The sequence below is a fragment of the Corynebacterium frankenforstense DSM 45800 genome, from assembly GCF_001941485.1.
GTDB lineage: Bacteria > Actinomycetota > Actinomycetes > Mycobacteriales > Mycobacteriaceae > Corynebacterium > Corynebacterium frankenforstense.
The window spans coordinates 2093139-2117340 of sequence record NZ_CP009247.1; the positions used below are offsets into that span (position 1 = coordinate 2093139).

The window sequence follows — 24202 nt, forward strand, 5'->3', positions numbered from 1 at the left end:
GACACCTCCACAGAAAGCGCCCGCCGGAGCGATCCGGCGGGCGCTTCCGCGTCCTCCTAGCGCTCGAGCAGGCCGAGCAGGCGGCCACGCAGCTCGCCGGTGTACTCGCCGGCGGCCGCGGCCCCCTCCCCGAAGCGCGGGCGCGGCAGCTCCACGGTGACGTCCTCGATGATCGTGGCGTCCGGCCCGGGCGACATGACCAGGATCCGGTCGGAGAGCAGGATCGCCTCGTCGACGTCGTGGGTGACCATCACGACGGTGCGCTGGTTGGCCTCCCACACCTCGAGCAGGACCTCCTGGAGCTGCCGGCGCGTCAGGGCGTCGAGCGCGCCGAAGGGCTCGTCGAGGAGCAGGATGCGCGAGTCGACGGCGAAGGCCCGCGCCAGGCCGACCCGCTGCTGCATGCCGCCGGAGAGCTGGGCGGGCCTGCGGTCGGCGGCGTGCGAGAGGTTGACCTTGGCCAGGTACTCCTCGGCGCGCGCGGCACGCTCGGCCGCACTGAGGCCCGGGCGCGCCGAGCGCAGCCCGAAGTCGATGTTTCCGCGGGCGGTCAGCCACGGCAGCAGGGCGTGGTTCTGGAAGACCATGCCGCGCTCCGGGCCGGGCCCGGTGACCGGCGAACCGAGGGCGGAGACGGTCCCGGAGCTCGGCTCGGCGAGCCCCGCGATCATGTTAAGGATCGTGGACTTGCCGGAGCCGGACGGCCCCAGGAGGGAGACGAACTCGCCCTCGGCCACGCTCAGCGAGGTCGGGCCGATGACCCGGGTCTCGCCGAAGGTCTTGGTCACGGAGTCAACGAGGATGTCAGTCATAGCGCACGACCTTCTGCAGAGAGGCGATGAGGTAGTCGAGGAGCAGACCGACGACGCCGATGACGACGATGGCCACCACGATGGCGTCGATGTCGAGCCGGTTCCACATGTTCCAGACGAAGAAGCCGATGCCCTGTCCCCCGGCGAGCATCTCGGCGGCGACGATGACCAGCCACGACGTCGACAGCGACAGCCGCATGCCGGTGACGATGCCGGGCACCACGGCCGGGGCGGTGACGAAGCGCAGCTTGTCCCACCAGTTCGTGCCCAGCGTGGCCGCGAGGTTGAGGTAGGTCGGGTTGATCCCGCGCACCGCGTCGATGGTGTTGACCAGCGTCGGCCAGATCGCCGAGAGGACGATGACGAACACGGAGGTCGCCTCGGCGTCGCGCAGCAGCGCCAGGCCCAGCGGCAGCCAGGCCAACGGGGAGACCGGGCGCAGCACCTGCACGAAGGGGTCGACGGCCCGGCGCAGCAGCGCCGAGGAGCCGAGCAGGAAGCCCAGCGGCACGGCGATGGCCATGGCCAGCAGGAAGCCGACGACCACGCGACGCAGGCTGGCCACCAGGTGCCAGAAGATGCCGACGGAGGCCGGCCCGTCGCGGTAGAAGGGGTCGGAGAGGATCTCGACGGCGCGGGTGGCGGTGCGCGCCGGCGTCGGGGCGATGTCGGCGAGCCAGCCGGCGGCGGCCGCCGCCTGCCAGAGGGCGAGGAAGGCGGCGAGGATCACCACGAACAGGGCGACCGGGTAGAGCGGGTTGCGCACCTCGCCGCGCGCCGCGGTCCTGGTACTCATCGGGATTGGTGCTCCTTGTCTGTCAGGGGGTGCGCCGCGCCTCAGCGGCGGTAGGCGGCGGTGGGCCGGGCGGGATCGAAGCGGGTGCCGTTGATCTCGACCGGGGTCAGGTCGCGGTCGCCGTCGGCGGGCAGCACGCTGTCGGTGACGGCGGCGACGGCCGCGTCGTCCAGTTCGAGCGCCCCGCCGCCGAGGCCGAAGCGCGCGATCTGCGTGGCCATCCACGCGATGGCCAGATACGAGGTCGGGTCGCCGAAGCGGAGGTAGTCCGGGTCCTCGATCTCCTCGTCGCCCCAGCTCAGATAGGACCCGCGCAGGGCCGGCTCGATGAACTCGGGCTTCTGGTTGAGGTACGCCTCGGCACCCAGGAGCGGGGCGGCCCGGTGGGCGTGCTCCGGGTTGTTCACGAAGCGCGCGGCCTCCTCGAGCGCGGCGACGATGCGGCGGGCGGGCCCCGGCGCGTCCGCCAGGAAGTCCTTGGCCATCGCGACCGCGCAGCAGGGGTGCCCGTCCCACATGTCCTTGGTCAGCTCGAAGACCCGCCCGGAGCCGGTGGCCAGTGAGCGCTGCAGGAACGGTTCGGGGCCGATGAAGCCGTCGATGGTGCCCACCGACATCTGCGCGATCATGTCCGCCGGCCGCAGCAGGCGCAGCTCGAGGTCGGCGACCGGGTCGAGCCCGTGGGCGGTCAGGTAGTCGCGCAGCAGGAGCGCGTGCACGGAGTACTCGAAGGGGATGCCTATGGTCATCCCCTCGAGGTCCGCCGCACCGCGCACGCCGGGGTGGTGGCGGGCGCCCAGGGTGACGGCCTGGCCGTTGGTGTTCTGCGTGAACACGATGCGGGTGGGCCGGGCGGCGTTGGTCACCCCGGCGTCCAGGGCGACGGGCATCGGCGAGAGCATGTGCGCCACGTCGATCTCGCCGACCGCGTAGGCGGTCCACAGGTCGGCCCACCCGGAGAACTTGCGCAGGCGCACCCGCACACCGTGGCGTTCGAAGAGCCCCAGCCCGTCGGCGGCGAGGAGCGGGGAGGCGCAGGCGATCGGCACGAACCCGATCGTGACCGGGGCGTCGTCGCGCCCGCCCGCGGGCTCAGGGGTGCAGCCGGCGAGCGCTCCCCCGCCGAGCGCGGCGCCGCCGACGGCGAGGGCCGCCCGCAGCAGCTGGCGGCGCGTCATCCTCAGGGTGGTCCCGGCCATCTGATCCCTTCCGCCCTCGGACCGTACAGTTCTCCCGGACTGTACCACTCGGTCCACTAAGAGCGAAGGGACACGTCACCGAATGCGCGGTCACCGCCGGACAGGCGGTGAATAATAAACCAGACCGTTCAGTCTGCCCGACTCCCCATTCCCCGAGAGATTGCCGACGCCCCGTCAGTCACCGAGGGCGACGAAGGTGCCGCCGGTGCGGCCGCGGCGACGGTCGATGAGCCCCTCGTTCTCCAGGATCTCGAGGGCGTGGCGCACGGTCATGCGCGCGACCCCGAACTGCTCGACCATCGCACGCTCGTGCGGCAGCCGCTCGCCCGGGGCGTACTTTCCGGACTCGATCCAGGACCTCACCTCGTCCGCGATACGCAGGTAGGCGGGCTGTTTTCGGGGTCGAGCCGGAGTCATAATTTGATACTAACAGAGAATCAGTTTGCCCTGATTTATCTCGTGCGCACCACAGTTGTCACAGCCGACGAGCGGATCCGCCCGAACAGTTGTAAGGGGAACACTGCCACTGAGGCGGAGCCCCACCCGCCGGCGCGACGCGCTACCCCCGCGTCGGCGCGGAACCGAGGTCCCCGCGCTCGCGCATGCGGGTGAGCACGTTCTCCGCGGAGATCAGGCACATCGGCACCCCGACGCCGGGCAGCGTGGTCGAGCCCGCGTAGTAGAGCCCGTCGAGCTTGTCCGAGACATTCTTCCCGCGCAGGAAGGCCGACTGACCGAGCGTGTGGGCCAGGCCCAGCGCCGAGCCGCGCCACGCGTGGTAGCGCCCGGCGAAGTCCGCCGGCCCGATCGTGCGGCGCACCACCACCCGCCCGGCCAGGTCGCCCACGCCGAGGCGGGCGCCGAGCCGGGCCACCGCGGCGTCGGCAATCGCACGCACCGTGGGTGACTCGGCCGCACCGTAGGCGTCGCCGTGGCCGATGGCCGGGTCGGCCGGGGTGGGTACCAGCATGAAGAGGTTCTCGCAGCCGTCCGGGGCGAGCGAGGGGTCGGACGCGCTGGCCCGGCAGACGTACATCGAGCGCGCCGCCGGCAGGTCGCGGCGGCCGTCGGGACCGGAGAAGACGGCGTCGAAGTCCGCGCGCCAGTCCGCGTCGAAGAAGAGGGTGTGGTGCAGCAGGCCCGGAAGCTCGCCGCGCACGCCGAGCAGCACGAGCACCACGCCGGGGCCGGGGTCGCGCCGGGCCCACTTCCGCTCCGGGTAGCTGCGCCTCCCCCGCGGGAGCAGGGAGTTCTCCGTGTGATGCAGGTCGGCGCAGCTGACCACGGCGTCGGCGGCGATCCGCCCACCGTCGGCCAGGCGCACCCCGTCGGCGCGCCCGGCGGTGGAGGTGATCGCGGTGACCTCGCAGCCGGTGCGGATCCGCACGCCCTGGGCCTCGGCGACGCGCACCATCGCCCGGCCCAGCGCCGCGAAGCCGCCGCGCGGGTAGACCACCCCCGCGGTGAGGTCCGCGTGACTCATCAGGTGGTACAGCGAGGGGATGCGCTCGGGGCGGGAGGCCAGGAAGACCGCCGGGTACTCGAGGATCTGGCGCAGCAGCGGGTCGCGGGTCACCCGCGCGGCCTTCCTCGCCAGCGGTTCGGTCAGCAGGCGGGCCAGCTCCGGCAGGCGGCGCAGCACCTCACCGTTCGCCAGGTCGGCGGGCCGGGAGAAGGTGGTGTAGAGGAACTTCTCCTCGGCCAGCCGGTAGGCCTCGCGGGCCTGGTCGAGGTAGGCGCGCAGCCTGGCCCCGGAGCCGGGGTCGACGGTCTCGAAGAGCTCGACGGCGTGGCCGGTGCGCACGTCCAGGCTGCGTCCGTCCGAGGAGTAGACGCGGTAGGCCGGGTCGAGGCGGTCCAGCCCGTACTCGGACTCGGGGCTGGTGCCGAAGTGGGCGAAGAAACGCTCGAAGACCTCGGGCATGAGGTACCAGCTCGGGCCGGTCTCGAAGCGGAAGCCGTCGACGGAAAGCTCGCCCATGCGCCCGCCGGGGGCGTCGGTGCGCTCGCAGACGGTGACCCGCCAGCCTTCCTTCCCCAGCAGGGCGGCCGTGGCCAGTCCCGCCACGCCCGCGCCGATGACCACCGCGTGCCGTGCCGACTGCGTCATGTTCAGCTCCTCCTCGTCAGGGTGCGCGCGAGCACGCGCGCCTTGACCGGGCCGGGCACGCGGATGCGCCCGCCGGTGACCTCGTCCCACGTCGCCGCGTCCAGCCGGTCGGTCAACTCGCCGTAGAGCCCGATCGCCGCGCTCACGGCCAGGCGGGCGCGCGCGGGCAGCTCGGGCAGGCTGGCACGTGCCGCGTCGAGGCCGGCGCGGATCTCGGCGACGAACTCGCTTTTCGACGCCCCGTCGGTCACCCAGGGCACGTAGTCGCGCCCGAGTACGTGGCGGTCGTGGCGCAGGTCGCGCAGGAAGTTGACCTTCTGGAAGGCCGCGCCGAGCCGGCGCGCCCCGGCCAGGGTCTCCTGCGCACGCGGGCCGGTCGGCGGGCCGGCGAGGAAGACGTGCACGCACATCTCGCCGACCACCTCGGCCGAGCCGTGGATGTAGCGGGCCAGCCCGGCGCGCGTAAAGGCCGCCGGTGCGGTTCCGGCCGCGCCCGGCTCCCCCGCCGCCGCAGGCGACTCCGCCGCGGCAGGCAGGTCGGCGCGCATCGCGGCGAAGAACGCGGCGAGCTGCTCGTCGGTGAACCGGCAGCGCCGGGCGGTCGCGGCGAAGGCGTGCAGCACCGGGTCGGTGTGGAAGGGCTCTCCCGCCGCGGCGCGCACGGCGGCCTCGTAGGAGTCGAGGGCGGCCGCGGCGTCGAAGCCGGCGAGCCCGGCGGCGGAGTCGACGATCTCGTCGGCGATGCGCACCACCGCGTAGAGGGCGCGGATGTCGGCGCGCTCGCGGGCGGGCAGCAGGCGCGTGGCGGCCCCGAAGCTCGTCGAGTAGCACGCGAGCACGGCCGCGGCGGCGCGTCGCGCCATCGCCGCGTAGCCCGCGCGCTCCCGGTCCACTTCAGTCATGGCTGCCAGATTAGCGGGCGGGCACCCGTGCCCCGCAGCTCAGATGACCCTCACCTGCGCCTCAGCGGAAGCGGCGGGGCACCTCGGGCTCGCCGAGGCCGAGCATGAGCCGGTTGGCCCAGTTGAAGAAGGCCACCGCGTTGATCACGTCGAGCACCGAGGCCTTGTCGAGCCCGGCCTCCTCGAGGGCGCGCACGTGCGCGGCGTCGAAGCGGGCGGGCGTGGACGAGAGGGCCACGGCGGCGTCGCGCACCGCGTTCCAGGCCGCGGAGCCGGCCTCGGCGCCCGGGCCCTCGGCGAGCAGGCGCTCGACGTCGTCCTCGCGTCCGGTGGACTCGGCGAGCGTGCGCCCGGCGTGCACGGAGGCGCAGTAGACGCAGCCGTTGAAGCGGCTGGTCACGGCGGCGGCGAACTCGCGCTCGGCGCGGCCGAGCCCGCCGTCGGTGTTGTAGAAGATGTCCAGGTCGGTCAGGGTGCGCGCCCGCAGCGCCTCGGGGTCGCGGGCGAGCAGCCGGAAGTAGGGTTGCCTGGCGCGCTCGGGCTTTATCAGCGAGTCGATCTGCGCCTCGGTCAGCTCCCGCTCGGCGACGGGCTCGAGCCAGGCGTGCCAGCCCAGCGCGTGCGAGACGAACCGCTCGGGTGCGTGGATGTCCGGGTAGGTGGTCAGCGGCAGGTCTCCGCTGCCTTCAACGTCGCTTTCCGACGCCGCGCCTGCCGCGGCGTCTGCGTCCCCTGCGGCGTCCCTTTCCCGGGTGACGGCGCTTGCGCCGTCACCGGCGCTTGCGGCGTCACCGGCGCTTGCGCCGTCACCGGCGCTTCCGCCGTCACGTGCGTCCGCTCCCCCGTCGTCGGCGCCGGCGAGGACCCGCAGCCCGCGCACGACGCGCAGCTGGAAGGCGAGGAAAGCGATGAGCTGGGCGAGGCTGACCGCCTCGTCGGTGGTCCAGCCGGCCTTTGCCAGCGGCTCCCAGGTCCCCGGGCGCGCGTCGCGCGGGTGGAGGACCAGCAGGTGGGCCAGCCCGAAGGCCGCGGCGAGACGCCCGCCGACCTTCGCGGCCGCCTCCTCCCCGTCGAACCACGCACCGGGCTCGGACTCGCCTGCCAGCCCGCTCTCCCGGTAGACGCCGTAGGGGCCACGTCCCGCGGCGGCGCGGGCGAGCTTGGCCACCATCCCGGCGTGGATCTCGTCGGTCTCGTCGGAGAGCAGCTCCAGGTAGAAGACCACGGCGCGCTGCTCGTCGTGGAGCAGGGCGGTGAAGGCGGCCACGGCGTAGCGCTCGGCCTGGGTGAAGGTGCCCGGCTCGTCGGGCTCGAGCAGCGCGGCGAAGGCGCGCTGCGCGTTCTCGCGCGCCTGGGCGCGCCCGGCGCGCAGGTCGGTGACCGACGGGACGTCGGCAAGCGCGTCAATGATGTCGGCGGAAAGTTCAGAGCCCAAGGTTCAGTCCTCCTGTGCGGTAGCGCGACCCGGGGATCGCGTCGATGAGTTCGCGGGTGTAGTCGGTCTGCGGGTGGGTGAAGACCTCCTCGGTCGTGCCCGACTCGACCTGGCGGCCGCCGGCCATCACCGAGACGGTGTCCGATATCTGGCGTACCACGGCCAGGTCGTGCGAGATGAACACGTAGGTCAGGTCGAGCTCCTGCTGCAGGCGGTCGAGCAGGCGCAGGATCTGGGCCTGCACGGAGACGTCGAGGGCGCTGACGGCCTCGTCGAAGACGACGACGTCCGGTTCGACGACGAGCGCGCGGGCGATGGCCACGCGCTGCAGCTGTCCGCCGGAGAGCTCCGCGGGCAGGCGCCCGGCCAGCGCCGGGTCGAGGGCGACGCGTTCGAGGGCGGCGGCGACGACCTTCCCGGAGGCGTCGCGGCCGTAGTTGCGCAGCGGCTCGGCGACGATGGCGCCGATGCGCTGGCGCGGGTCCAGCGAGGAGTACGGGTTCTGGTAGACCAGCTGGACCCTGCCGCGCAGCTTCCGGCGGCCGCGCTCGTCGAGCCCGCCGACGTCGACGCCGTCGAGGTCGACCCTGCCGCGGGTCGGCGCGCGGAAGCCGGCGACGGCACGCCCCGTGGTGGTCTTGCCGGAGCCGGACTCGCCGACGATGGCGTGGGTGTGACCGCGGGCGACGGTGAAGGAGACGTCGTCGACGGCGGTGACCCCGTCGAAGTCCTGGCCCAGCCCGTCGACGGTGAGCACGGTCTCGGCCTCCGGGTCCGGGGTGTGGGTGCGGAAGGCCTCGGCGGTGTGCAGCGAGGGCGCGTCGCGCAGCAGGCGGCGCGAGTAGTCGTCGCGCGGGTCGGTCAGCACGGTGGCGGCCAGGCCGGACTCGCGGACCTCGCCGTGCTGCATGACGACCACGCGGTCGGCGCGGTCGCCGGCCACCGCGAGGTCGTGGGTGATCAGCAGGACGCCGAGGCCGAGCTCGCGGCGCATCTCGTCGAGCAGGTCGAGGATCGTCTTCTGCACGGTGACGTCGAGCGCGCTGGTCGGCTCGTCGGCGACGAGCAGGCGCGGCTCGAGGGCCACCGCGGCGGCGATCAGGGCGCGCTGCTTCATGCCGCCGGACAGTTCGTGGGGGTACTGGTCGAAGCGGCGGGCGGGGTCGTCGATGCCGACGCGCTCGAGCAGCTCGAGGGCCTTCTGCTTGCGTGTGGCGCGGGTGCCGCGGCGGTGGATGGCCAGGCCCTCGGCCACGGAGGCACCGATGGTCTGCACGGGGCTCAGCGAGTTCTGCGGGTCCTGGGGCACCAGGCCGACGGTGGTGCCGCGCAGGCGGCGCCACTGGCGTTCCTTCAGGTCGGTGACCTCGCGGCCGGCGATGCGGATGCTGCCGGTGTCCAGGGTGGCGGAGTCCGGCAGCAGCCCCATCACGGCGGCGGCGGTGGTGGACTTGCCGGAGCCGGACTCGCCGACGATCGCGGTGATCTCGCCGGGGTGGACCTCGAGGTCGACGCCGCGCACGGCGTGCACGGGCCCGCGGGTGCCGGCGTAGCTGACGGCGAGGTCGCGGACCTGAAGCAGCGGGGTGTCCGCGGCCTGGGCGGGGTTTCCGGTTGTCCCGGTTCGGGTGGTTCCGGTCATCAGAGCACCTTCCTCAGCGCGCGGGAGAGCTGGTTGGCGGCCAGGACGACGGCGACGATGGCCAGTCCGGGCATCAGGGTCAGCCACCAGGAGGTGGCGATGTAGTCGCGGGCCTCGGCGATGATCAGGCCCCACTCCGGGGTGGGCGGCGGGGCGCCGTAGCCGAGGAAGCCGAGGGTGGCCAGCTGCAGGATCGCGGAGCCGAACTGCACGGCGGCCAGCGCGATGACCGGGGCCAGCGAGTTGGGCAGCACGTGGCGCAGCAGCACCTGGGTACGCGTGCCGCCGGAGCCGAAGGCGGCCTCGACGTAGTCGGTGGCGGCGACCTTGAGCACCTGGGAGCGCACCAGGCGGGCGAAGGTGGCCACCGAGGAGACGCCGACGGCGATGGCGGAGTTGACGGTGCCGAAGCCCAGGATGATGATCACTGAGAGGCTGACCAGCAGCGACGGCACGGAGAGCAGCACGTCGACGCCGCGCATGAGCACCGCGTCGACCCAGCCGCCGCGGGTGCCGGCCAGCAGGCCGACGAGCGTGCCGACGACCAGGCCGAGCACCACGGCGATCACGGCGCCGGACAGCGAGTGGCGCGCGCCGAAGACGATGCGCGAGTAGAGGTCGCGGCCCACGGCGTCGGTGCCCAGCCAGTTCTCGGCCGAGGGCGGCGCGAGCGGGGTGGCGGTGCCCGAGACCGGGTCGTCGGTGGCCAGCAGCGCCGGGAAGAGCGCGGCGATGACGGCGACGGCCAGCACGATGAGTGCCGCGACGGTGGCCGGGCGGCGCCAGACACTTGCCGACGCCGCGCGGGTGCGCCGGGCGGTTCCGTTGCGGTCGGCGCCGGCACCGCCGCCTGCGGCGTCGGCGTCGCGGGTGCGTGGGGTGAGGTTCAGGTGCGTCACGTCAGTTCGCCTTCCTGCGCAGGCGGGGGTCGAGGACCGGGTAGGCCAGGTCCACGAGGAGGTTGATGGTCACGTAGGCGGCCGCGGAGATGACCACGACGGCCAGAAGGACGGGGGTGTCGCGGTAGGCGACGGCGTCGACGGTCATCCGGCCCAGGCCGTGGCGGCCGAAGACGGCCTCGGTGACCACGGCGCCGCCGACGAGCTCGCCGAAGACGAGGCCGGCCATCGTCACCGCGGGCAGCAGGGCCGCGCGCATGACGGTGCGCCAGAACAGCCAGGTCGGCGAGGCGCCGCGGGCGCGGGTGGCCTGGACGAAGGGCTCGGCGCGGACCTCGTCGACCGCGCGCACGAGCACCTGGGCCAGCGGGGCGGCCACGGGGACGGCCAGGGTGACCGCCGGCAGGATGAGGTCCTGCACGCTGCTGGCGCCGATGACGGGCACCCAGCCGAGCTGGAAGGAGATGACCTGGATGAGGATGATGCCGATCCAGAAGCTCGGGAAGGAGACCATCAGGGCCGGCAGGGCGCGCACCGCACCGGTGAGCCACTCGGCGCGCTCGATGGCGGCGAGCGCGGCGATGACCAGGGCGATGAGCACGGCGAGCACGAAGGCGGCCGCGGCCAGCGCGAGGGTGCCCGGCAGGGCCTCGGCGATCATGCCGGCCACCGAGGAGCCGGTCTGCACCGAGTAGCCGAGGTTGCCGGTGAGGAAGCCGCCGAGCGAGCGCAGGTACTGCACGATCAACGGGTCGTCGGCGCCGAGTTCGTCGCGGATGGCCTCGATCTCCTGCAGCGACAGGCCGAGCTCGGGGCCGGCGTAGCGGGCGAGCACGCCGTCGGAGGGCAGCGCCGAGAGCAGGAAGAAGGCGACGGTGAAGGTGATGAAGAGCACGAGCACGGCCTGGCCGACGCGGCGTGCGATGTAGCGGGCGGTCACTTGGCTGCCTCCCTGGCCTCGTTGTCGAGGGTGACGGTGTAGAAGCTGGGGCGCCCGATGGACTCGGGCCGGAAGCCCTTGACCCAGGGCTGGACGCCGTAGACGACGGGCTCCTCGAACAGCGGCAGCACGTAGGCGTTCTCGGTGACCCAGTCCTGCGCCTCGCCGGCCAGGCGCTCGCGGTCGGCGGCGTCCGGGTCGGAGGCGACGGCGTCGAGCAGCTTCTCGAGGTGCTCGTCGCCCACGCTGCCGTCGGCGGAGTCGCCGTTGAGCAGCTGGTTGCGGGTCTCGGAGTGGTAGAGCGAGCGGATGACGTCGACGTCGGCGCGGCCGACCATGGTGTGGGCGATCTGGATCTTGTCCTGGTCGAGCAGGTCGGCCTTCTGGGTGGCGTTGTCGCCGGGGTTGAGGTTGATTTCGACCCCGACGCGGCGCAGCTGCTCCTGCAGCTTGGTGACCACCTCGCGCGAGCGTGGCTGGGCGATCGCCTCGTTGACGGTCAGCTCCATGCGCCTCCCGTCCTTGACCAGGATGCCGTCCTCTCCGGGCGTCCAGCCGGCCTCTGCGAAAAGCTCCCTGGAGCGCTCCGGGTCAAAGGCGTAGGCCTCCTCGGGCTGGGCCCGGTGGCCGAGGGCGGTGCGTGCCATCGGGGCCTCGGCCATCGGGTAGGACGCGGAGAAGAGCGTGCGCATGATCTCCCCGCGGTCGACGCCGGCGATGATGGCCTGGCGCACCCGCCTGTCCTGCAGCAGCGGGTGGCGGAAGCGGAAGGCCAGCTGGTTGTTCATCCCGTTGGTGCCGTGGGAGACGATGCCGATGCCGCGGTCCTCGAGGTGGCGCTCCTCGGGCGCGGCGACCTCGCGGACCAGGTCGGCCTGGCCGGCGGTCAGCGCGCCGACGCGCACGGACTCCTCGCCGGCGAGCACGTAGCGGACCTCGTCGAGCCCGGCGCGCCCCTGGTGCGCAAGTGCCGGCGGGGCCCAGTCGTAGTCCTCGCGGGCGCTGAGCACGAGCTCGGTGCCGAGCTTCTCGCCGGTGATCACGAAGGGGCCGGAGCCGGAGACCCCGGTCGCCGAGCCCGGCGAGAAGCCCTCGTTGCCCTTGGCCAGGGTGGCATCCGAGAGCAACCCGGCGTTGAAGGAGCTGGTCGCCTGGGCGAAGCCGGGGGCGGGCGCGTCGAAGTGGAAGCGCACGCGGTTCTCGGCGAGCACCTCGCCGTGGGAGTAGTTGGAGATCTGCTCGGAGCTGGTCAGCGAGCGCGACTTGTCGCCGAGGGCGTAGAGGTCGAAGTTCCTCACCACGTTCTCCGCGGTCAGCGGCGAGCCGTCGGAGTACGTCACGTCCGTGCGGATGGTGAAGGTGTACTCGGTGGCGTCGTCGTTGACCTCGGGCAGCTCGGTGGCGATCCACGGGGAGAGCTCGAGGGTCTCCGGATCCTGGTAGAGGAGGCGGTCGGCGATGTTGTTGACCACCGCGCCGTTGGCGTAGTAGCCGGCGGCCGGCGGGTACAGGGTGTTGAAGAACTGCGGTTCGAGGTAGGTCAGGGAGTTCTCCGCCGCCCCGGCCGGCCCCGCCGGGCGCGCGCAGGCGCTCAGGGCGGTGACGGCGACCAGGACGGCGGCCACGGCGGCGCGCACGGGGCGCCGCCTCCTGCGGGTCGGGCGGGGTGTCGTAGGTTTCACGCCGCCGACCGTAGCACCGCTACGTACAGGTCAGTTCGTCAGGGGCATACAAAGCTGTCTAGTGGGGGTGTACTAGAGTCTGGAGGCATGACCAAGGAACACGCAGCCGACGACACCGCCGCCCCCGGCATCGCCGTCATCGGCGCCGGTCCGCGCGGCATCTCCGTCATCGAGCGCATCGCCGCGAACCCGCCGAAGAACTTCATGTACATCCACCTCATCGACGACGTCGTCTTCTACGGCGGGCGGATCTGGAACCCCGACCAGGGCCAGACGCTGTGCATGAACACGCTGGCCGGGGCGGTCACGCTGTTCACCGAGCCCGGCTCCTCGGTGGGCAACCCCGTCCAGGAGGGACCCACCCTCTTCGAGTGGATCCGCCTGGTGCGCGGCGAGACCGAGGGCATCTCCGCCGGGAAGCAGCGGCTCTTCCGCCTCAACCCCGTCCGGCCCACGCAGCTGGCGGAGTTCCGCGACGAGATCGACGCGACCGTCGAGCAGTCCCACCCCACCCGCGCGCTCTACGGGCTCTACATCACCTGGTTCGCCGAGGTCGCCGAGATGCTGCTGCCGCCCGAGGTCTCCGTCTGGCGCCATCCGGGCCGGGTGGTCGAGGTCATCGCCGACGAGGACAACGGCATCGACTGGCTGCGCCTGGACGACGGCGAGCTCATCCGCGCCGACGCCACCGTCATCGCCCCGGGCTGGGTCCAGCCCGGCCCCACCGCCGAGGAGGAGGCTCTGGCCGCGGCCGTCGCCGAGCACCCGGGACTGACCTGGGTGCACCCGGACAACCCCATCGACCAGGACCTCGACGCGGTGCCGGAGTCCGGCGACGTGATCGTGCGCGGGCTCGGCATGGGCTTCTTCGACGCCATGGCACTGCTGAGCATCGGCCGCGGCGGACGCTTCGTCGAGGACTCCTCCGCGCGCTCGGGGCTGCGCTACGAGCCGTCCGGGCGCGAACCGCACCTGTGGGTCTCCTCGCGGCGCGGCTACCCCTACGTGCCCAAGTCCGACTACGGCTCGCTGCCGCCGAAGGCCTCCCTGGAGCGGCTGCGCGCCGTCATCGACGAGCTGAGCGGCCGCGAGAGCGTCGACTTCACCGCCGAGGTGTGGCCGGCGATCGTGCGCGACGCCCACGCCGCCTACTACCGCACGCTGGCCGCGACGCGCCCCGAGGCGATCGACACCGACCTCGACTCGCTGATCGGGCTCATCGACGCCACCCCCGTCGACCGGCTCGAGGAGACGCTGGCCGACCACGTCGCCGAGAAGGACGTCTTCCGGCTCTCCGCCTGGTTCGAGCCGCTCGACGGCGTCACCGGCACCCCGGAGGAGGTCACCGGGACCATCGCGGGCTTCCTCGCGCGCGACATCGCCGAGGCCGTCGACGCCTGGGACTCCCCGCTCAAGGCGGGCCTGTGGTCGATCAGCGCCTCGCGCAAGCCGGCGTCCATCCTCGGCGACCAGGGCGTCTACACCGCCGAGTCGCGGCGCACCACGCTCTCGGCGTTCATGGCGCTCGGCCAGATGGTCGGCTCGGGCCCGCCGCTCTTCCGCACCCGCGAGCTGCTCGCCCTCATCGACGCCGGCCTGGTCACCCTGCTCGGCGCCGAGCCGACGGTGACGGTGAGCCCGGGCACGGACGCCGCGGCAGGCGCGGCGTCGTCAAGCGGGGCGCACTTCGAGGTGGTCTCCCCCACCACGCAGACACCCGTGCGCGCGACGACGCTGGTCGACGCGTGGATGCACAAGCCGGTCATCCAGCGCGCGACCGACGGGCTGTCGCGCTCGATCGAGGCGGCGGGCCGCTGGCGGGCCTTCAACAACCACACCTCCGACGGGCAGGCCGTGCCCACCGGCTCGCCCGAGGTCGACCCCGTCACGCGCGCGCTGGTGCACCCGGACGGCACGCCGGACAAGCGCCTGATGCTGCTGGGCATCCCGACCTACGGGCAGATGGCGGACACGACGATCTCGCCGATGCCCGGCACGGACCCGCTGATGCTGCAGGAGACCGACAAGGCGGCGCGCAACGCCGTCGAGGTCTTCCTCAGCGGTCCGTCAACTCGACTCGTGGACGTACCGCGATCTCTGTGATCTGGGTCGACGGCCCCGCGTCGACGGCCGTGCGCACCGCGCGGGCGACCTCGTCGGGGTCGATGTAGTGCTCGACGGTGTAGGTGCCGCCCTCCTGGGCGACCAGCGTCTCGAGCATCGGGGTGTCGGTGGGGCCCGGGGCGACCGTGCTCACGCGCACCCCGGCCGGGGCCTCCTCCTTGCGCAGGCCGTCGGCGAGCGCGCGCAGGGCGTGCTTGGAGGCGGCGTAGACGATGTTGCCGGGAAAGGCGCCGTCGCCGGCCCCGGAGTTGATGAAGACGACGTCGCCGCCGGCCGCCCGCAGCGCCGGCAGCAGGCGGCGGGTCAGCTGCGCGGGCACGACGACGTTGAGGTCGAGGTGGGAGCGCCATTCCCCGGCTGAGGCGGCCTCGACGGTGCGCCGCTGCGCCACGGCGGCGGCGTGGACGAGGACGTCGACGCGGTCCAGGCCCAGCACCTCGTCGAGCGCGCCAGTGGGCTTATCGAGCAGCTCGGTGACCAGGTCGGCCTGCACGGCGGTGACGTGCGCCAGCTCGCCGAGACGGTCGAGGCCGTCCGCGTCGCGGCCGATGGCCCACACGTCGTGGTCGCGCAGCAGGTCCGCGACGATCTCGACGCCCATCCCGCCGGTCGCGCCGGTGACGACGGCGACCTTGCGGGGGCGCTCCGTCTCCGTGCCGGGGGCGGTGGCGGCCGCGGTATCCGCGGTGTTCTCCGTGTTCTCGGTGGTGTCGGTGGTGCTCATGCGGCCAGGGTAGCGCGGGGGCGCGCGGGCGAGAAGGGTTTTCGCGGCTCCGACGGCCGCGCGGCTACAGCCGGTCGAGGGCCTGGGCGGCGTCGGCGAGCAGCTGGTCGCGGTCCTCCAGGCCGACGGAGATGCGCACCAGGTCGCGCGGCGGGGCGGTCGCGGAGCCCTCGGCGGAGAGGTGCGTCATCGTCGCCGGGTGCTCGAGCAGGCTCTCCACGCCGCCGAGGGACTCGGCCAGACAGATCAGCTCGGTGTTGCGGCAGAACTGCTTGGCGGCCTCCTCGCCGCCGGCCAGGCGCACCGAGACCATGCCGCCGAAGCCGGCCATCTGGCGCGCGGCGACCTCGTGGCCCGGGTGGGATTCGAGGCCCGGGTAGCGCACCTCGGCGACCTCGTCGCGGGACTGAAGGAACTCGGCCAGGGCCTGCGCGTTGGCGCAGTGGCGGTCCATGCGCACGCCGAGGGTCTTGATCCCGCGGTAGGCCAGGTAGGAGTCGAAGGGGCCGGGGATGGCGCCGATGTCGCCCTGGAACTTCAGCACCAGCTCGTCGATCTCGGGGTGCGGGGTGACCACGAGCCCGCCGATGACGTCGGAGTGGCCGCCGAGGTACTTCGTGGTCGAGTGGACCACCACGTCGGCGCCGAGGCTCAGCGGGCGCTGCAGGTAGGGGGTGGCGAAGGTGTTGTCCACCACGAGGCGGGCCGGGTGACCGTCGAGCACCTCGGCGACGGCGGCGATGTCGGTCACGCCGAGCATCGGGTTGGTCGGCGTCTCGAGCCAGACCACGGCGGTCTCGTCGCGCAGGGCGTCGCGGACCTGGCCGGCGTCGGTGGTGTCGACCACGGAGTAGTCCACGCCCCAGGGCTTGAAGACGGTCTCGATGAGCCGGTAGGTGCCGCCGTAGACGTCGCCGCCGAGGATGATGTGGGCGCCCGGGCGGGTCAGCACGCGCAGCACGGTGTCGGTGGCGGCCATGCCGGAGGCGAAGGCGCGGCCGACGGCCTCCCCGCCGCCCTCGAGGGTGGCCACGACCTTCTCGAGCGCCGCGGTGGTCGGGTTGCCGCAGCGGCCGTACTCGTAGCCGCCGCGCAGCGTCGCGATGTCGTCCTGGGCGAAGGTCGTCGACGTGTAGACGGGCACGTTGACCGCGCCGGTGTGTGAGTCCGGGTGGTAGCCGGCGTGGATGGCGTCGGTGAAGAATCCGGGGTACGGGGCGCTCACGTGGGGGTTCTCCTTCGCGTCGGAAAAGGCGGTCCGGGGTTTCCCGCAACAATAGACCAAGCGGTCCAGGTTTGTCACACGATCCGGTCCACTCCCCCTGCCCCGCACCCCGCGTCCAGCGACTGCGCGCCGCCCTCACCCCCTGCCCGCCTCCCGGGGTCGCGCCGGGCCGTCTCGGGCGCTACGTTGGGGCCAATGAACCCCGATGACCTCGCATTACTCGCAGCTAATTCACCCGAAGGTGTCTCCGAGATGACCGATTCCGCGGCCGCCACCGTGACCTCCTGGTGGGAGAACGAACTCGTCCAGCAGTGGCTCATCGACGTGCCCATCAGCCTCGGGATCACGCTCGTGGTCGCGGTCGTGGCGCACTGGGCGCTGCGCCGCCTCATCGACCGCCTCGCCGAGAGCAACATAGAACGCAAGCCGCGCAAGAAGTCGCACATCCTGCCCATCGGCCGGCAACGCGACGCCGAGCAGCAGCAGGAGCAGACGCTGGCCGAGCGGGCCAAGGAACGCCGCCGCAAGTCGCGCATCCGCACGCTGGCCCAGGTGGGCAAGTCCGCCGTCGGCATCATCATCTGGGTGTGGGCCGCGCTGGCGATCCTGGACAAACTCGGCGTCAACATCGCGCCGCTGATCGCCTCCGCCGGTGTCGCCGGCGTCGCCCTCGGCTTCGGCGCGCAGTCCGTGGTCAAGGACTTCCTCGCGGGCATCTTCATGCTGCTCGAGGACCAGTACGGCGTGGGCGACGTCATCGACGTCGGCGACGACATCATCGGCGACGTCGAGGACATCTCGCTGCGCCTGACCACGATCCGCGACATGGACGGCACCCTGTGGTACGTGCGCAACGGCGAGATCCTGCGCGTGGGCAACTTCTCCGACGAGTACGCCATCGCCCGCCTGCAGATCCCGGTGAGCCTGTCCAACGACCCGGACGAGGCGCGCAAGGTCATCGCCGCCGCGGCCGAGGAGGCCTGCGAGAACCCGGAGGTGGCCTCCAAGATCCTGGACAAGCCGAAGATGCAGGGTGTGTCCGCCTTCGAGATCGACCACATGTCCTACCGCATCTCGGTGACGACGATGCCCGGCGACCAGTGGGACGTGCAGCGTCGCATCCAGGGCCACATCCTGGCGCGCATGCACGAGCAGGGCATCGAGGTGCCCTACCCGCACGGCATCGGCATCCAGCACCCCGCGCTGGAGGACGACGAGGCCTAGGCCTCCATCAATTTCCGACGTCCCGTCGGTTCCACACCGCCGCACCCCGCCGGGTGCGGCGGTTTTTCCGTGTGCGGGTACGCGGGTGGCGCGGGGCCGTGCGCCGGGTGACGCGGGGTGTCGCGCGGCGCAGCGTTCTCGCGCGCCTGCCGCGCGGCTCAGAAGAGCGAGAGCCTGGTGGAGCGGTAGACGGTGCCGAAGGGCGCGTCGACGCGCACCCACCGGCCCAGCTTGGCCACCCGCAGGTGGCGGGGGATCTCGGTGGCCGCGGCGAAGCCGGGGATCAGCCCCAGCGAGGTGCAGGTGAAGATCATCCGCATCGGGATCTCCACCTTCTCCACGGCGGCGTCGGAGGCCGCGCCGTCGGACGCGGCGTCGTTCGCGCCGGTGCCGGTGCCGGCATCCGCTCCCCCGGCGGCCGAGGTGCCGGCAGCACCCGAGGTGCCCGAGGTACCGGTGGCCGTCGAGGCCCCCCGGCCGTCCGCGGCCGCCGAGCTGACCTCCAGGACCGTCTGGTCGAGCAGGCTGCGCGGCGGGCCCAGCGGGCCGGAGAACTGCCGGGCCAGGGACTGGCCCTTGTCGGCCAGGGTGCGCACGACGTCGACGGGCACCCGGTCGATCTCCTTGAAGCCCTGCGCCGGCGGCAGCGCCCCGGGCCACGAGGGGTCCCGCGGCGAGCCCAGCGCCAGGTGGCGCGAGCTCGGCTCCGCGGAGTTGTAGACGACGAGCTCGTCGAGCAGCCGGCGCGCGGAGACCACCGCCCCGTCGCGCGAGGCGGTGCCGCGCACGCGGCGGGAGGCGACCACGTCGAAGGGCGTGGTCACGAAGACCTCGACGAACTCACCGCGCTGCTGCAGGCGTGCCAGCGCCGCGGCGTCGAGCCCCACGGCGCGGGAGACGAGCGCCTGCAGGCCGGACGCGCCGTCGGAGATCTCGAGGAACTCCTCGGTCCAGCCGCCGTTCGCGCCGGTCAACGGGCGCCGTCTTCCCGGTCACCGCGGTCCGGCCCCTCGAGCTCGCCGGCCGGGCCCTTGTCCTCGGAGGACTCCGCGTACTGGGTCAGCACGCCGATCTCCGCGGAGCTGATCGCGCGCGGGCGGGCGGACTCGCGGTCCATGGCCACCGACACGCAGCGCACCACGGCGGCCACCCGGCCCTCGGGGTCCTTGACCTCCTGGCGGGTGGTCATGGAGGTCGTGCCGATCGCCTCGACAGTGGTCTCGATGAGGACGCGGTCCTCCTTGTTCGGCAGGATCGGCTTCATGAAGTCGACCTCGAGGTTGCGCAGGAAGAACATCGGGGTCTTCAGCCCGGCGCGCGGGAACTCGGTGAGCGCGAACTTCACCCTGGCCTCCTGGGCCAGCTCGATGTACTGGGCGTTGTTGAGATGCCCGTAGCGGTCGAAGTCGTTCCACCGCAGCGGCACGTAGGTCCGGTGGACGGAGCCTTCGTGGATGGATGCCATTGTTCTCGCTTCCCTCTGTGATTCGTGCCTGTTCAAGCGGTGGCTGAAGCGCCGCCTGGAGCGGCGCCTCAGGGCCGGCCGGGCGGGGACCCGCCGACGCCTAGCGCGTCAGCTTGCGGTGGGTCACGCGCGACGGGCGGGCGGCCTCCTCGCCGAGGCGCTCGACCTTGTTCTTCTCGTAGTCGCCGAAGTTACCTTCGAACCAGAACCACTTGCCCTCCTCGATGTTGCCCTCCCAGGCGAGGATGTGGGTGCAGGTGCGGTCCAGGAACCAACGGTCGTGGGAGATGACCACGGCGCAGCCCGGGAACTTCTCGAGGGCGTTCTCCAGGGAGCCGAGGGTCTCGACGTCGAGGTCGTTGGTCGGCTCATCGAGCAGCAGCAGGTTGCCGCCCTCCTTGAGCGTCAGCGCGAGGTTCAGGCGGTTGCGCTCACCGCCGGAGAGCACCTTCGACGGCTTCTGCTGGTCCGGGCCCTTGAACCCGAAGGCCGACAGGTAGGCGCGGGACGGCATCTCGTTCTGGCCGACGTGGATGTAGTCCAGGCCGCCGGAGACGACCTCCCAGACCGTGGCCTCGGGGTCGATGTGCTCGCGGTTCTGGTCGACGTAGCTCAGCTTGACGGTGTCGCCGACCTCGACGGAGCCCTCGTCCGGCTCCTCGATGCCCACGATCGTCTTGAACAGGGTGGTCTTGCCCACGCCGTTCGGGCCGATGACGCCGACGATGCCGTTGCGCGGCAGCGTGAAGGAGAGGTCCTTGATCAGGGTGCGGCCGTCGAAGCCCTTGGACATGTCCTTGACCTCGACGACCTTGTTGCCCAGGCGCGGCGGGGTCGGGATCTGGATCTCCTCGAAGTCCAGCTTCTTGTACTTCTCGGCCTCGGCGGCCATCTCCTCGTAGCGCTCCAGACGGGCCTTGTTCTTGGCCTGGCGGGCCTTCGCGCCGGAACGGACCCAGGCCAGCTCCTCCTTGAGACGCTTGCGCAGCTTGGCGTCCTTCTTGCCGGCGACCTCGAGGCGCTTCTGCTTGGTGTCCAGGTAGGTCGAGTAGTTGCCCTCGTAGGGGTAGAGCTTGCCGCGGTCGACCTCGCAGATCCACTCGGCGACGTGGTCGAGGAAGTAGCGGTCGTGGGTCACGGCCAGCACGGCGCCCGGGTAGTCCTGCAGGTGCTTCTCCAGCCACTGCACGCTCTCGGCGTCGAGGTGGTTGGTCGGCTCGTCGAGCAGCAGCAGGTCCGGCTCGGAGAGCAGCAGCTTGGCCAGGGCCACGCGGCGGCGCTCACCACCGGAGAGGTGGGTGACCGGGTCGTCGGACGGCGGGCAGCGCAGGGCCTCCATAGCCTGCTCGATCTTGGAGTCGACCTCCCAGGCGTCGGCGGCGTCGAGCGCCTCCTGGAGCTTGCCCATCTCCTCCATCAGCTCGTCGCTGTAGTTGGTCGCCATCTCCTCGGCGATCTCCTCGAAGCGGCGCTTCTTCTCGAAGACGTCGCCGAGGCCGTCCTCGACGTTCTCGCGGACGGTCTTGGAGTCGTCCAGCGGCGGCTCCTGCAGCAGGATGCCGACGGTGGCGCCGGGGTCCAGGAAGGCCTCGCCGTTGGAGGGCTGGTCGAGCCCGGCCATGATCTTCAGGATGGAGGACTTGCCGGCGCCGTTCGGGCCGACGACGCCGATCTTGGCGCCCGGGTAGAAGGCCATGGTGACGTCGTCGAGAATGACCTTGTCACCGATGGCCTTGCGCACGTTCTTCATCGTGTAGATGAACTCGCCCATGTTTCCCCTCTGTCGTGGTTTTTCGCGTCAGACACTAGAGGGTAACCCTACCAGCAGCGCGGCGCCGGGCCAGGCCGCGCCGGCCCGGCTCAGGCGACGTCCGCCGTGGCGAAGGGGGCCTCCTCACCGCCCGGGGAGGCGTCGAAGGTGGCCGGCTCCGGGTCCCCGCCCGGCGCCTGGCCGGAGCCCGCGTCCTGGGGCGTGAAGAGGTCCTCGTCGACGTTCTGGGCGAACAGCGCCTGGTTCTGCGGGTCCCGCTCACCGGCCCAGCGGGCCTGCACGTCGACGCAGCGGTTGACGCGCGCGAAGTGGCGGTTGAGGTCGTGGGCGACGGCGCGGGCCTTGAGCAGCACCCGCGAGCGGCGCCGCTCCTCCTCGGTCGTGCCCTGCTTGCCCTCCCACTCCTCGGTGACCAGGTAGCCGGTGGCCACGATCGGCGAGCCCTTGTCCAGGGTCGTCCGGCAGTTGTAGGCCAGGTCGCCCCAGGCCTCGACGTCGATGAAGAGCTCGTCGACGCTGCTCCAGCCGGTCTTCGACTTCTCGTCGCGCAGGGAGCGGTCGGCGGCGATGCGCATCTTGACCACGAGCGCACCGGTCTGGGTGCGCCGCAGCCAGGGCTTACGGGTGAGGTTGCCGGTCAGGGTGACCGGGTGGTTGATGGCCATGACGGTCCTTTCCCGCGGGAGCGCGAGGGTCTCGGTTCGCCCCCGGACACTCCCGCGGAATTTCCCCCCGGGGGCTTGTCCCCGATGCTGCCCGGTGACCGCGACCCGGCGCAGCGCCCCGGCGCGCGCCTGTGGACAATCCGGCGTCATCCACAGGCCGGCCTCAGCGCCGCTTGCGCCGGCCGCGCTTCTTACGCTTCCTGTCCCGTCCGCGCTCGCGGGCCTCGCCGAACTCCTCGGTGTAGTAGGCGGAGTCCGACATCGGCCAGGGCACGCCCGGGTGCTCGGGGCGTGCGTCGCGGCGGCGCGGGCGCGCGTCCTCGGCGTCCGCCGCGTCGTCGGCCCCGCTTGCCGACGCCCCGTCGCCCGCCGTCGCGGCGTCCGTCGCCGTGTCCGTGGGCGCGTCGTCCTGCGCCTGCGGCGCAGGCGCCGGCGCAGCGCCGTCAGGGGCGCTGCCGGCGGGGACGGACGGGACGTCGTCAATCTCTCCGCCGGTCTCGGCGTCGTCGTTGAGGCTGGCCAGCCACTGGTTGTAGGCGTCGTGCTCGGCGTCGTCGGTAGCGGCGGCGCGTTCCTCGTAGGCCTTCTCCTCGGCCTTGTCGTCGCGCAGCCACTGGTAGAACAGCGCGCCGAAGACGACGACCAGCGGGAAGGAACCGGAGGCCCAGGCGATGCCGCCGCCGACCTTCTGGTCCGCCAGCAGGTCCGGGGCCCAGGGCAGCAGCAGGCCGGCGTAGAAGTCCTCGGCGAGCACCTCGTTGAGCTGCATGAGGTAGACGCCGAAGTAGAGGTGCACCGGCATCGAGATCATCAGCCAGCCCAGGCGCAGCAGCACGCTGCCGCGGCGCGGGATCGGGTCGGCGCCGATCATCTCCCAGAAGTAGAGGAAGCCGGAGGTCACGAAGAGCACGTTCATGATCACGTGCCCGCCGTGCTCGGCGACCATCACGTCGAAGAGCGGGGTGATGTAGATGATGTAGAAGAAGAAGAGGAACTGCAGCGTGTTGACCGCGGGGTTGGTGATCCAGCCCAGCGTCCGGCTGTGGCACAGGGCGAAGGCCCACTCGCGCGGTCCGGGGCGGCCCGGCGCGCCCGGCCCGGAGGCCCGCATCATCAGGGTGAACGGCGCGCCGAGGACCAGGAAGACGGGGATGACCATGGCCAGGCCCATGTGCACGATCATGTGCACGGAGAACAGCGCCATCATGTTCATGCCCATGCCCGAGCTCATCATGACGGTGAGCGAGAAACAGCCGAGCAGGAACCAGAAGGTGCGCACCGCGGGCCAGTCGCCGCCGCGGCGGTGCACGCGCACCACGCCGTAGATGTAGGCGGCGGCGAGCACCAGGCCGATGGTGCCGAAGAGCAGGTCGAAGCGCCACATCGTCCACACGTTCCAGAAGGTGGGTGCCTCGTGCAGGTCGAAGCCGATCTTGACGGCCATCGGCGAGAGGTTCGGGTCGCGCGGGGGCGGCGGCGGGGTGCGGCCCATGGAGATGGCCACGCCGGTCACGGCGGCCATGACCAGCACCTCGACGACGGCGACGCGGCGGAAGGCGCGCTGGTCCGGGTGCGGGCCGGCGAGCCTGGGCATGGTGACCTGGCGGTGCACGAAGCCGAGGAAGGCGAGCACGACCACGCCGACGGCCTTGGCGGTGATGATCAGGCCGTAGGTGGTGGTCAGCCAGTCGGAGAAGTCGATGCGCACCGCGGCGTTGACCACGCCCGAGATCGTCATGACGATGATCGAGACGAGCGCGAGCTTGGAGTAGCGCGCCACGGCGGTCTCGGTGTCGGGACCCAGGCGGCGGCAGTGGGCGATCAGCGCCATCAGCCCGCCGATCCAGAGCACCAGGAAGATCAGGTGCCACAGGTAGGAGTTGGTGCCGTAGTCGTGGTTGCCGCCGGCCGCGGAGTGGCCGTCCAGCCCGTTGGGCACCACGGCGAGCACCGCGAAGACCAGGGCGAGCGGCTGGCTGGACCAGCGGCGGGCGAAGAGCGCGGGAATACCGACCAGGAAGGCCAGGCCGGCCGTCCACGCCCAGGCCTGCGCGGCGGAGACCTGCTCGAGCGCGGTGACCCAGGCGGCCGGCTGGAGGACCTGGGAGAAGGGGGTGCCGGAGACGTCGGAGAGCGTCAGGGGCACCATGACCAGGGAGATCACGCCGAGGGCCAGCGAGGACAGCGCGCCGGTGCGCGCGGCGATGTGGCCGTCGACGGTCAGACGCGCCTCGAGGATGCGGGAGTTGTCGTTCTCCGGGACGTCCGGGTTGATCAGGAAGGCGGCGGCCAGGTACGAGCCGACGGCGAGCGCGGAGACGATCCAGGACGCCGCGCGCAGGAAGGGCAGGCCGACGGTGGTCAGCCGGCCGGGGTCCGGGATGCCGAGCGCGGCCAGGGAGTCGGCGAGCAGTCCCCAGGAGATCGCCGCGCCGACCACGCCGGCGAAGACGGTGAAGGCGAGGTAGAGCGGCCAGGTCGACCGGACGGAGGGGCCCGAGGCCGGGCTGGCCGGGGCCTCACCGTCCCGAACGAGCGTGTCAGACATAGCCACCACCCTACTTCCCCGCCGCCCGGCCACCTCTTG

20 protein-coding genes are annotated in these 24202 nt (G+C 72.2%); 2 read left to right on the plus strand and 18 right to left on the minus strand.

Annotated features, from left to right (window positions below; genetic code table 11):
- Nucleotides 1–56 precede the first annotated feature (56 nt).
- The 11 genes from CFRA_RS09145 to CFRA_RS09195 all read right to left on the minus strand — a co-directional run bounded on the left by CFRA_RS09145 (nt 57) and on the right by CFRA_RS09195 (nt 12372).
- Nucleotides 57–812: an ABC transporter ATP-binding protein gene (locus CFRA_RS09145; RefSeq protein ID WP_075664404.1), complete on the minus strand. Its 756-nt coding sequence runs from the start codon at nt 810–812 to the stop codon at nt 57–59.
- Nucleotides 805–1608 (minus strand): ABC transporter permease, encoded by an 804-nt coding sequence (locus CFRA_RS09150; RefSeq protein WP_075664405.1) that lies wholly within the window; start codon nt 1606–1608, stop codon nt 805–807. The genes CFRA_RS09145 and CFRA_RS09150 overlap by 8 nt, the downstream gene beginning before the upstream one ends.
- A gap of 41 nt (nt 1609–1649) precedes the next feature.
- Nucleotides 1650–2807: an ABC transporter substrate-binding protein gene (locus CFRA_RS09155; RefSeq protein WP_075664406.1), complete on the minus strand. Its 1158-nt coding sequence runs from the start codon at nt 2805–2807 to the stop codon at nt 1650–1652.
- A 174-nt stretch (nt 2808–2981) separates the two neighbouring features.
- Nucleotides 2982–3224 (minus strand): GntR family transcriptional regulator, encoded by a 243-nt coding sequence (locus CFRA_RS09160; RefSeq protein WP_075664407.1) that lies wholly within the window; start codon nt 3222–3224, stop codon nt 2982–2984.
- 142 nt (nt 3225–3366) lie between these two features.
- The gene (crtI, locus tag CFRA_RS09165; RefSeq protein ID WP_075664408.1) at nt 3367–4917 is read right to left on the minus strand and encodes a phytoene desaturase family protein; all 1551 of its coding nucleotides are present in this window, start codon (nt 4915–4917) and stop codon (nt 3367–3369) included.
- Nucleotides 4918–4919: 2 nt separating this feature from the next.
- A complete protein-coding gene (locus CFRA_RS09170; protein ID WP_245797547.1) occupies nt 4920–5819 on the minus strand; it encodes a phytoene/squalene synthase family protein in 900 nt (299 codons plus the stop codon).
- Nucleotides 5820–5880: 61 nt separating this feature from the next.
- Complete coding sequence (locus CFRA_RS11980; RefSeq protein WP_075664409.1) at nt 5881–7254, minus strand: alkylhydroperoxidase domain protein; 1374 nt, start codon at nt 7252–7254, stop codon at nt 5881–5883.
- Nucleotides 7244–8896: a dipeptide ABC transporter ATP-binding protein gene (locus tag CFRA_RS09180; RefSeq protein WP_075664410.1), complete on the minus strand. Its 1653-nt coding sequence runs from the start codon at nt 8894–8896 to the stop codon at nt 7244–7246. Before CFRA_RS09180 ends, CFRA_RS11980 begins: the two co-directional genes overlap by 11 nt.
- Nucleotides 8896–9786 (minus strand): ABC transporter permease, encoded by an 891-nt coding sequence (locus tag CFRA_RS09185; protein ID WP_083667064.1) that lies wholly within the window; start codon nt 9784–9786, stop codon nt 8896–8898. Before CFRA_RS09185 ends, CFRA_RS09180 begins: the two co-directional genes overlap by 1 nt.
- A 10-nt stretch (nt 9787–9796) precedes the next feature.
- Nucleotides 9797–10735, minus strand: coding sequence for an ABC transporter permease (locus CFRA_RS09190; RefSeq protein WP_075664411.1), 939 nt, complete (start codon nt 10733–10735; stop codon nt 9797–9799).
- On the minus strand, nt 10732–12372 hold the full coding sequence (locus CFRA_RS09195) for a TIGR04028 family ABC transporter substrate-binding protein (RefSeq protein ID WP_415683958.1): 1641 nt from the start codon (nt 12370–12372) through the stop codon (nt 10732–10734). Before CFRA_RS09195 ends, CFRA_RS09190 begins: the two co-directional genes overlap by 4 nt.
- A 132-nt stretch (nt 12373–12504) precedes the next feature.
- Here CFRA_RS09195 and CFRA_RS09200 point away from each other — a divergent pair, with 132 nt between their 5' ends.
- Nucleotides 12505–14520, plus strand: a complete 2016-nt coding sequence (locus CFRA_RS09200) for an FAD/NAD(P)-binding protein (protein WP_075664413.1) — start codon at nt 12505–12507, stop codon at nt 14518–14520.
- Here CFRA_RS09200 and CFRA_RS09205 read toward each other — a convergent pair.
- A complete protein-coding gene (locus CFRA_RS09205) occupies nt 14474–15265 on the minus strand; it encodes an SDR family oxidoreductase (protein ID WP_083666935.1) in 792 nt (263 codons plus the stop codon). The genes CFRA_RS09200 and CFRA_RS09205 overlap by 47 nt on opposite strands.
- Before the next feature lie 64 nt (nt 15266–15329).
- Complete coding sequence (locus CFRA_RS09210; RefSeq protein WP_245797549.1) at nt 15330–16490, minus strand: cystathionine gamma-synthase; 1161 nt, start codon at nt 16488–16490, stop codon at nt 15330–15332.
- Nucleotides 16491–16742: 252 nt separating this feature from the next.
- Here CFRA_RS09210 and CFRA_RS09215 point away from each other — a divergent pair, with 252 nt between their 5' ends.
- Nucleotides 16743–17714 (plus strand): mechanosensitive ion channel family protein, encoded by a 972-nt coding sequence (locus CFRA_RS09215; protein WP_075664414.1) that lies wholly within the window; start codon nt 16743–16745, stop codon nt 17712–17714.
- Nucleotides 17715–17872: 158 nt separating this feature from the next.
- On the opposite strand, the gene CFRA_RS09220 is transcribed toward CFRA_RS09215, so the two are convergent.
- From CFRA_RS09220 to CFRA_RS09240, 5 genes are all read right to left on the minus strand, one after another.
- Nucleotides 17873–18688 (minus strand): DUF8185 domain-containing protein, encoded by an 816-nt coding sequence (locus CFRA_RS09220; RefSeq protein WP_075664415.1) that lies wholly within the window; start codon nt 18686–18688, stop codon nt 17873–17875.
- Nucleotides 18685–19179, minus strand: a complete 495-nt coding sequence (locus tag CFRA_RS09225) for an acyl-CoA thioesterase (RefSeq protein ID WP_075664416.1) — start codon at nt 19177–19179, stop codon at nt 18685–18687. Before CFRA_RS09225 ends, CFRA_RS09220 begins: the two co-directional genes overlap by 4 nt.
- Nucleotides 19180–19279: 100 nt before the next feature.
- Nucleotides 19280–20950, minus strand: coding sequence for an energy-dependent translational throttle protein EttA (gene ettA / locus CFRA_RS09230; RefSeq protein ID WP_075664417.1), 1671 nt, complete (start codon nt 20948–20950; stop codon nt 19280–19282).
- A gap of 89 nt (nt 20951–21039) precedes the next feature.
- Nucleotides 21040–21615: a single-stranded DNA-binding protein gene (locus CFRA_RS09235; protein ID WP_075664418.1), complete on the minus strand. Its 576-nt coding sequence runs from the start codon at nt 21613–21615 to the stop codon at nt 21040–21042.
- A 163-nt stretch (nt 21616–21778) separates the two neighbouring features.
- Nucleotides 21779–24163: a bifunctional copper resistance protein CopD/cytochrome c oxidase assembly protein gene (locus CFRA_RS09240; protein ID WP_075664419.1), complete on the minus strand. Its 2385-nt coding sequence runs from the start codon at nt 24161–24163 to the stop codon at nt 21779–21781.
- Nucleotides 24164–24202 lie beyond the last annotated feature (39 nt).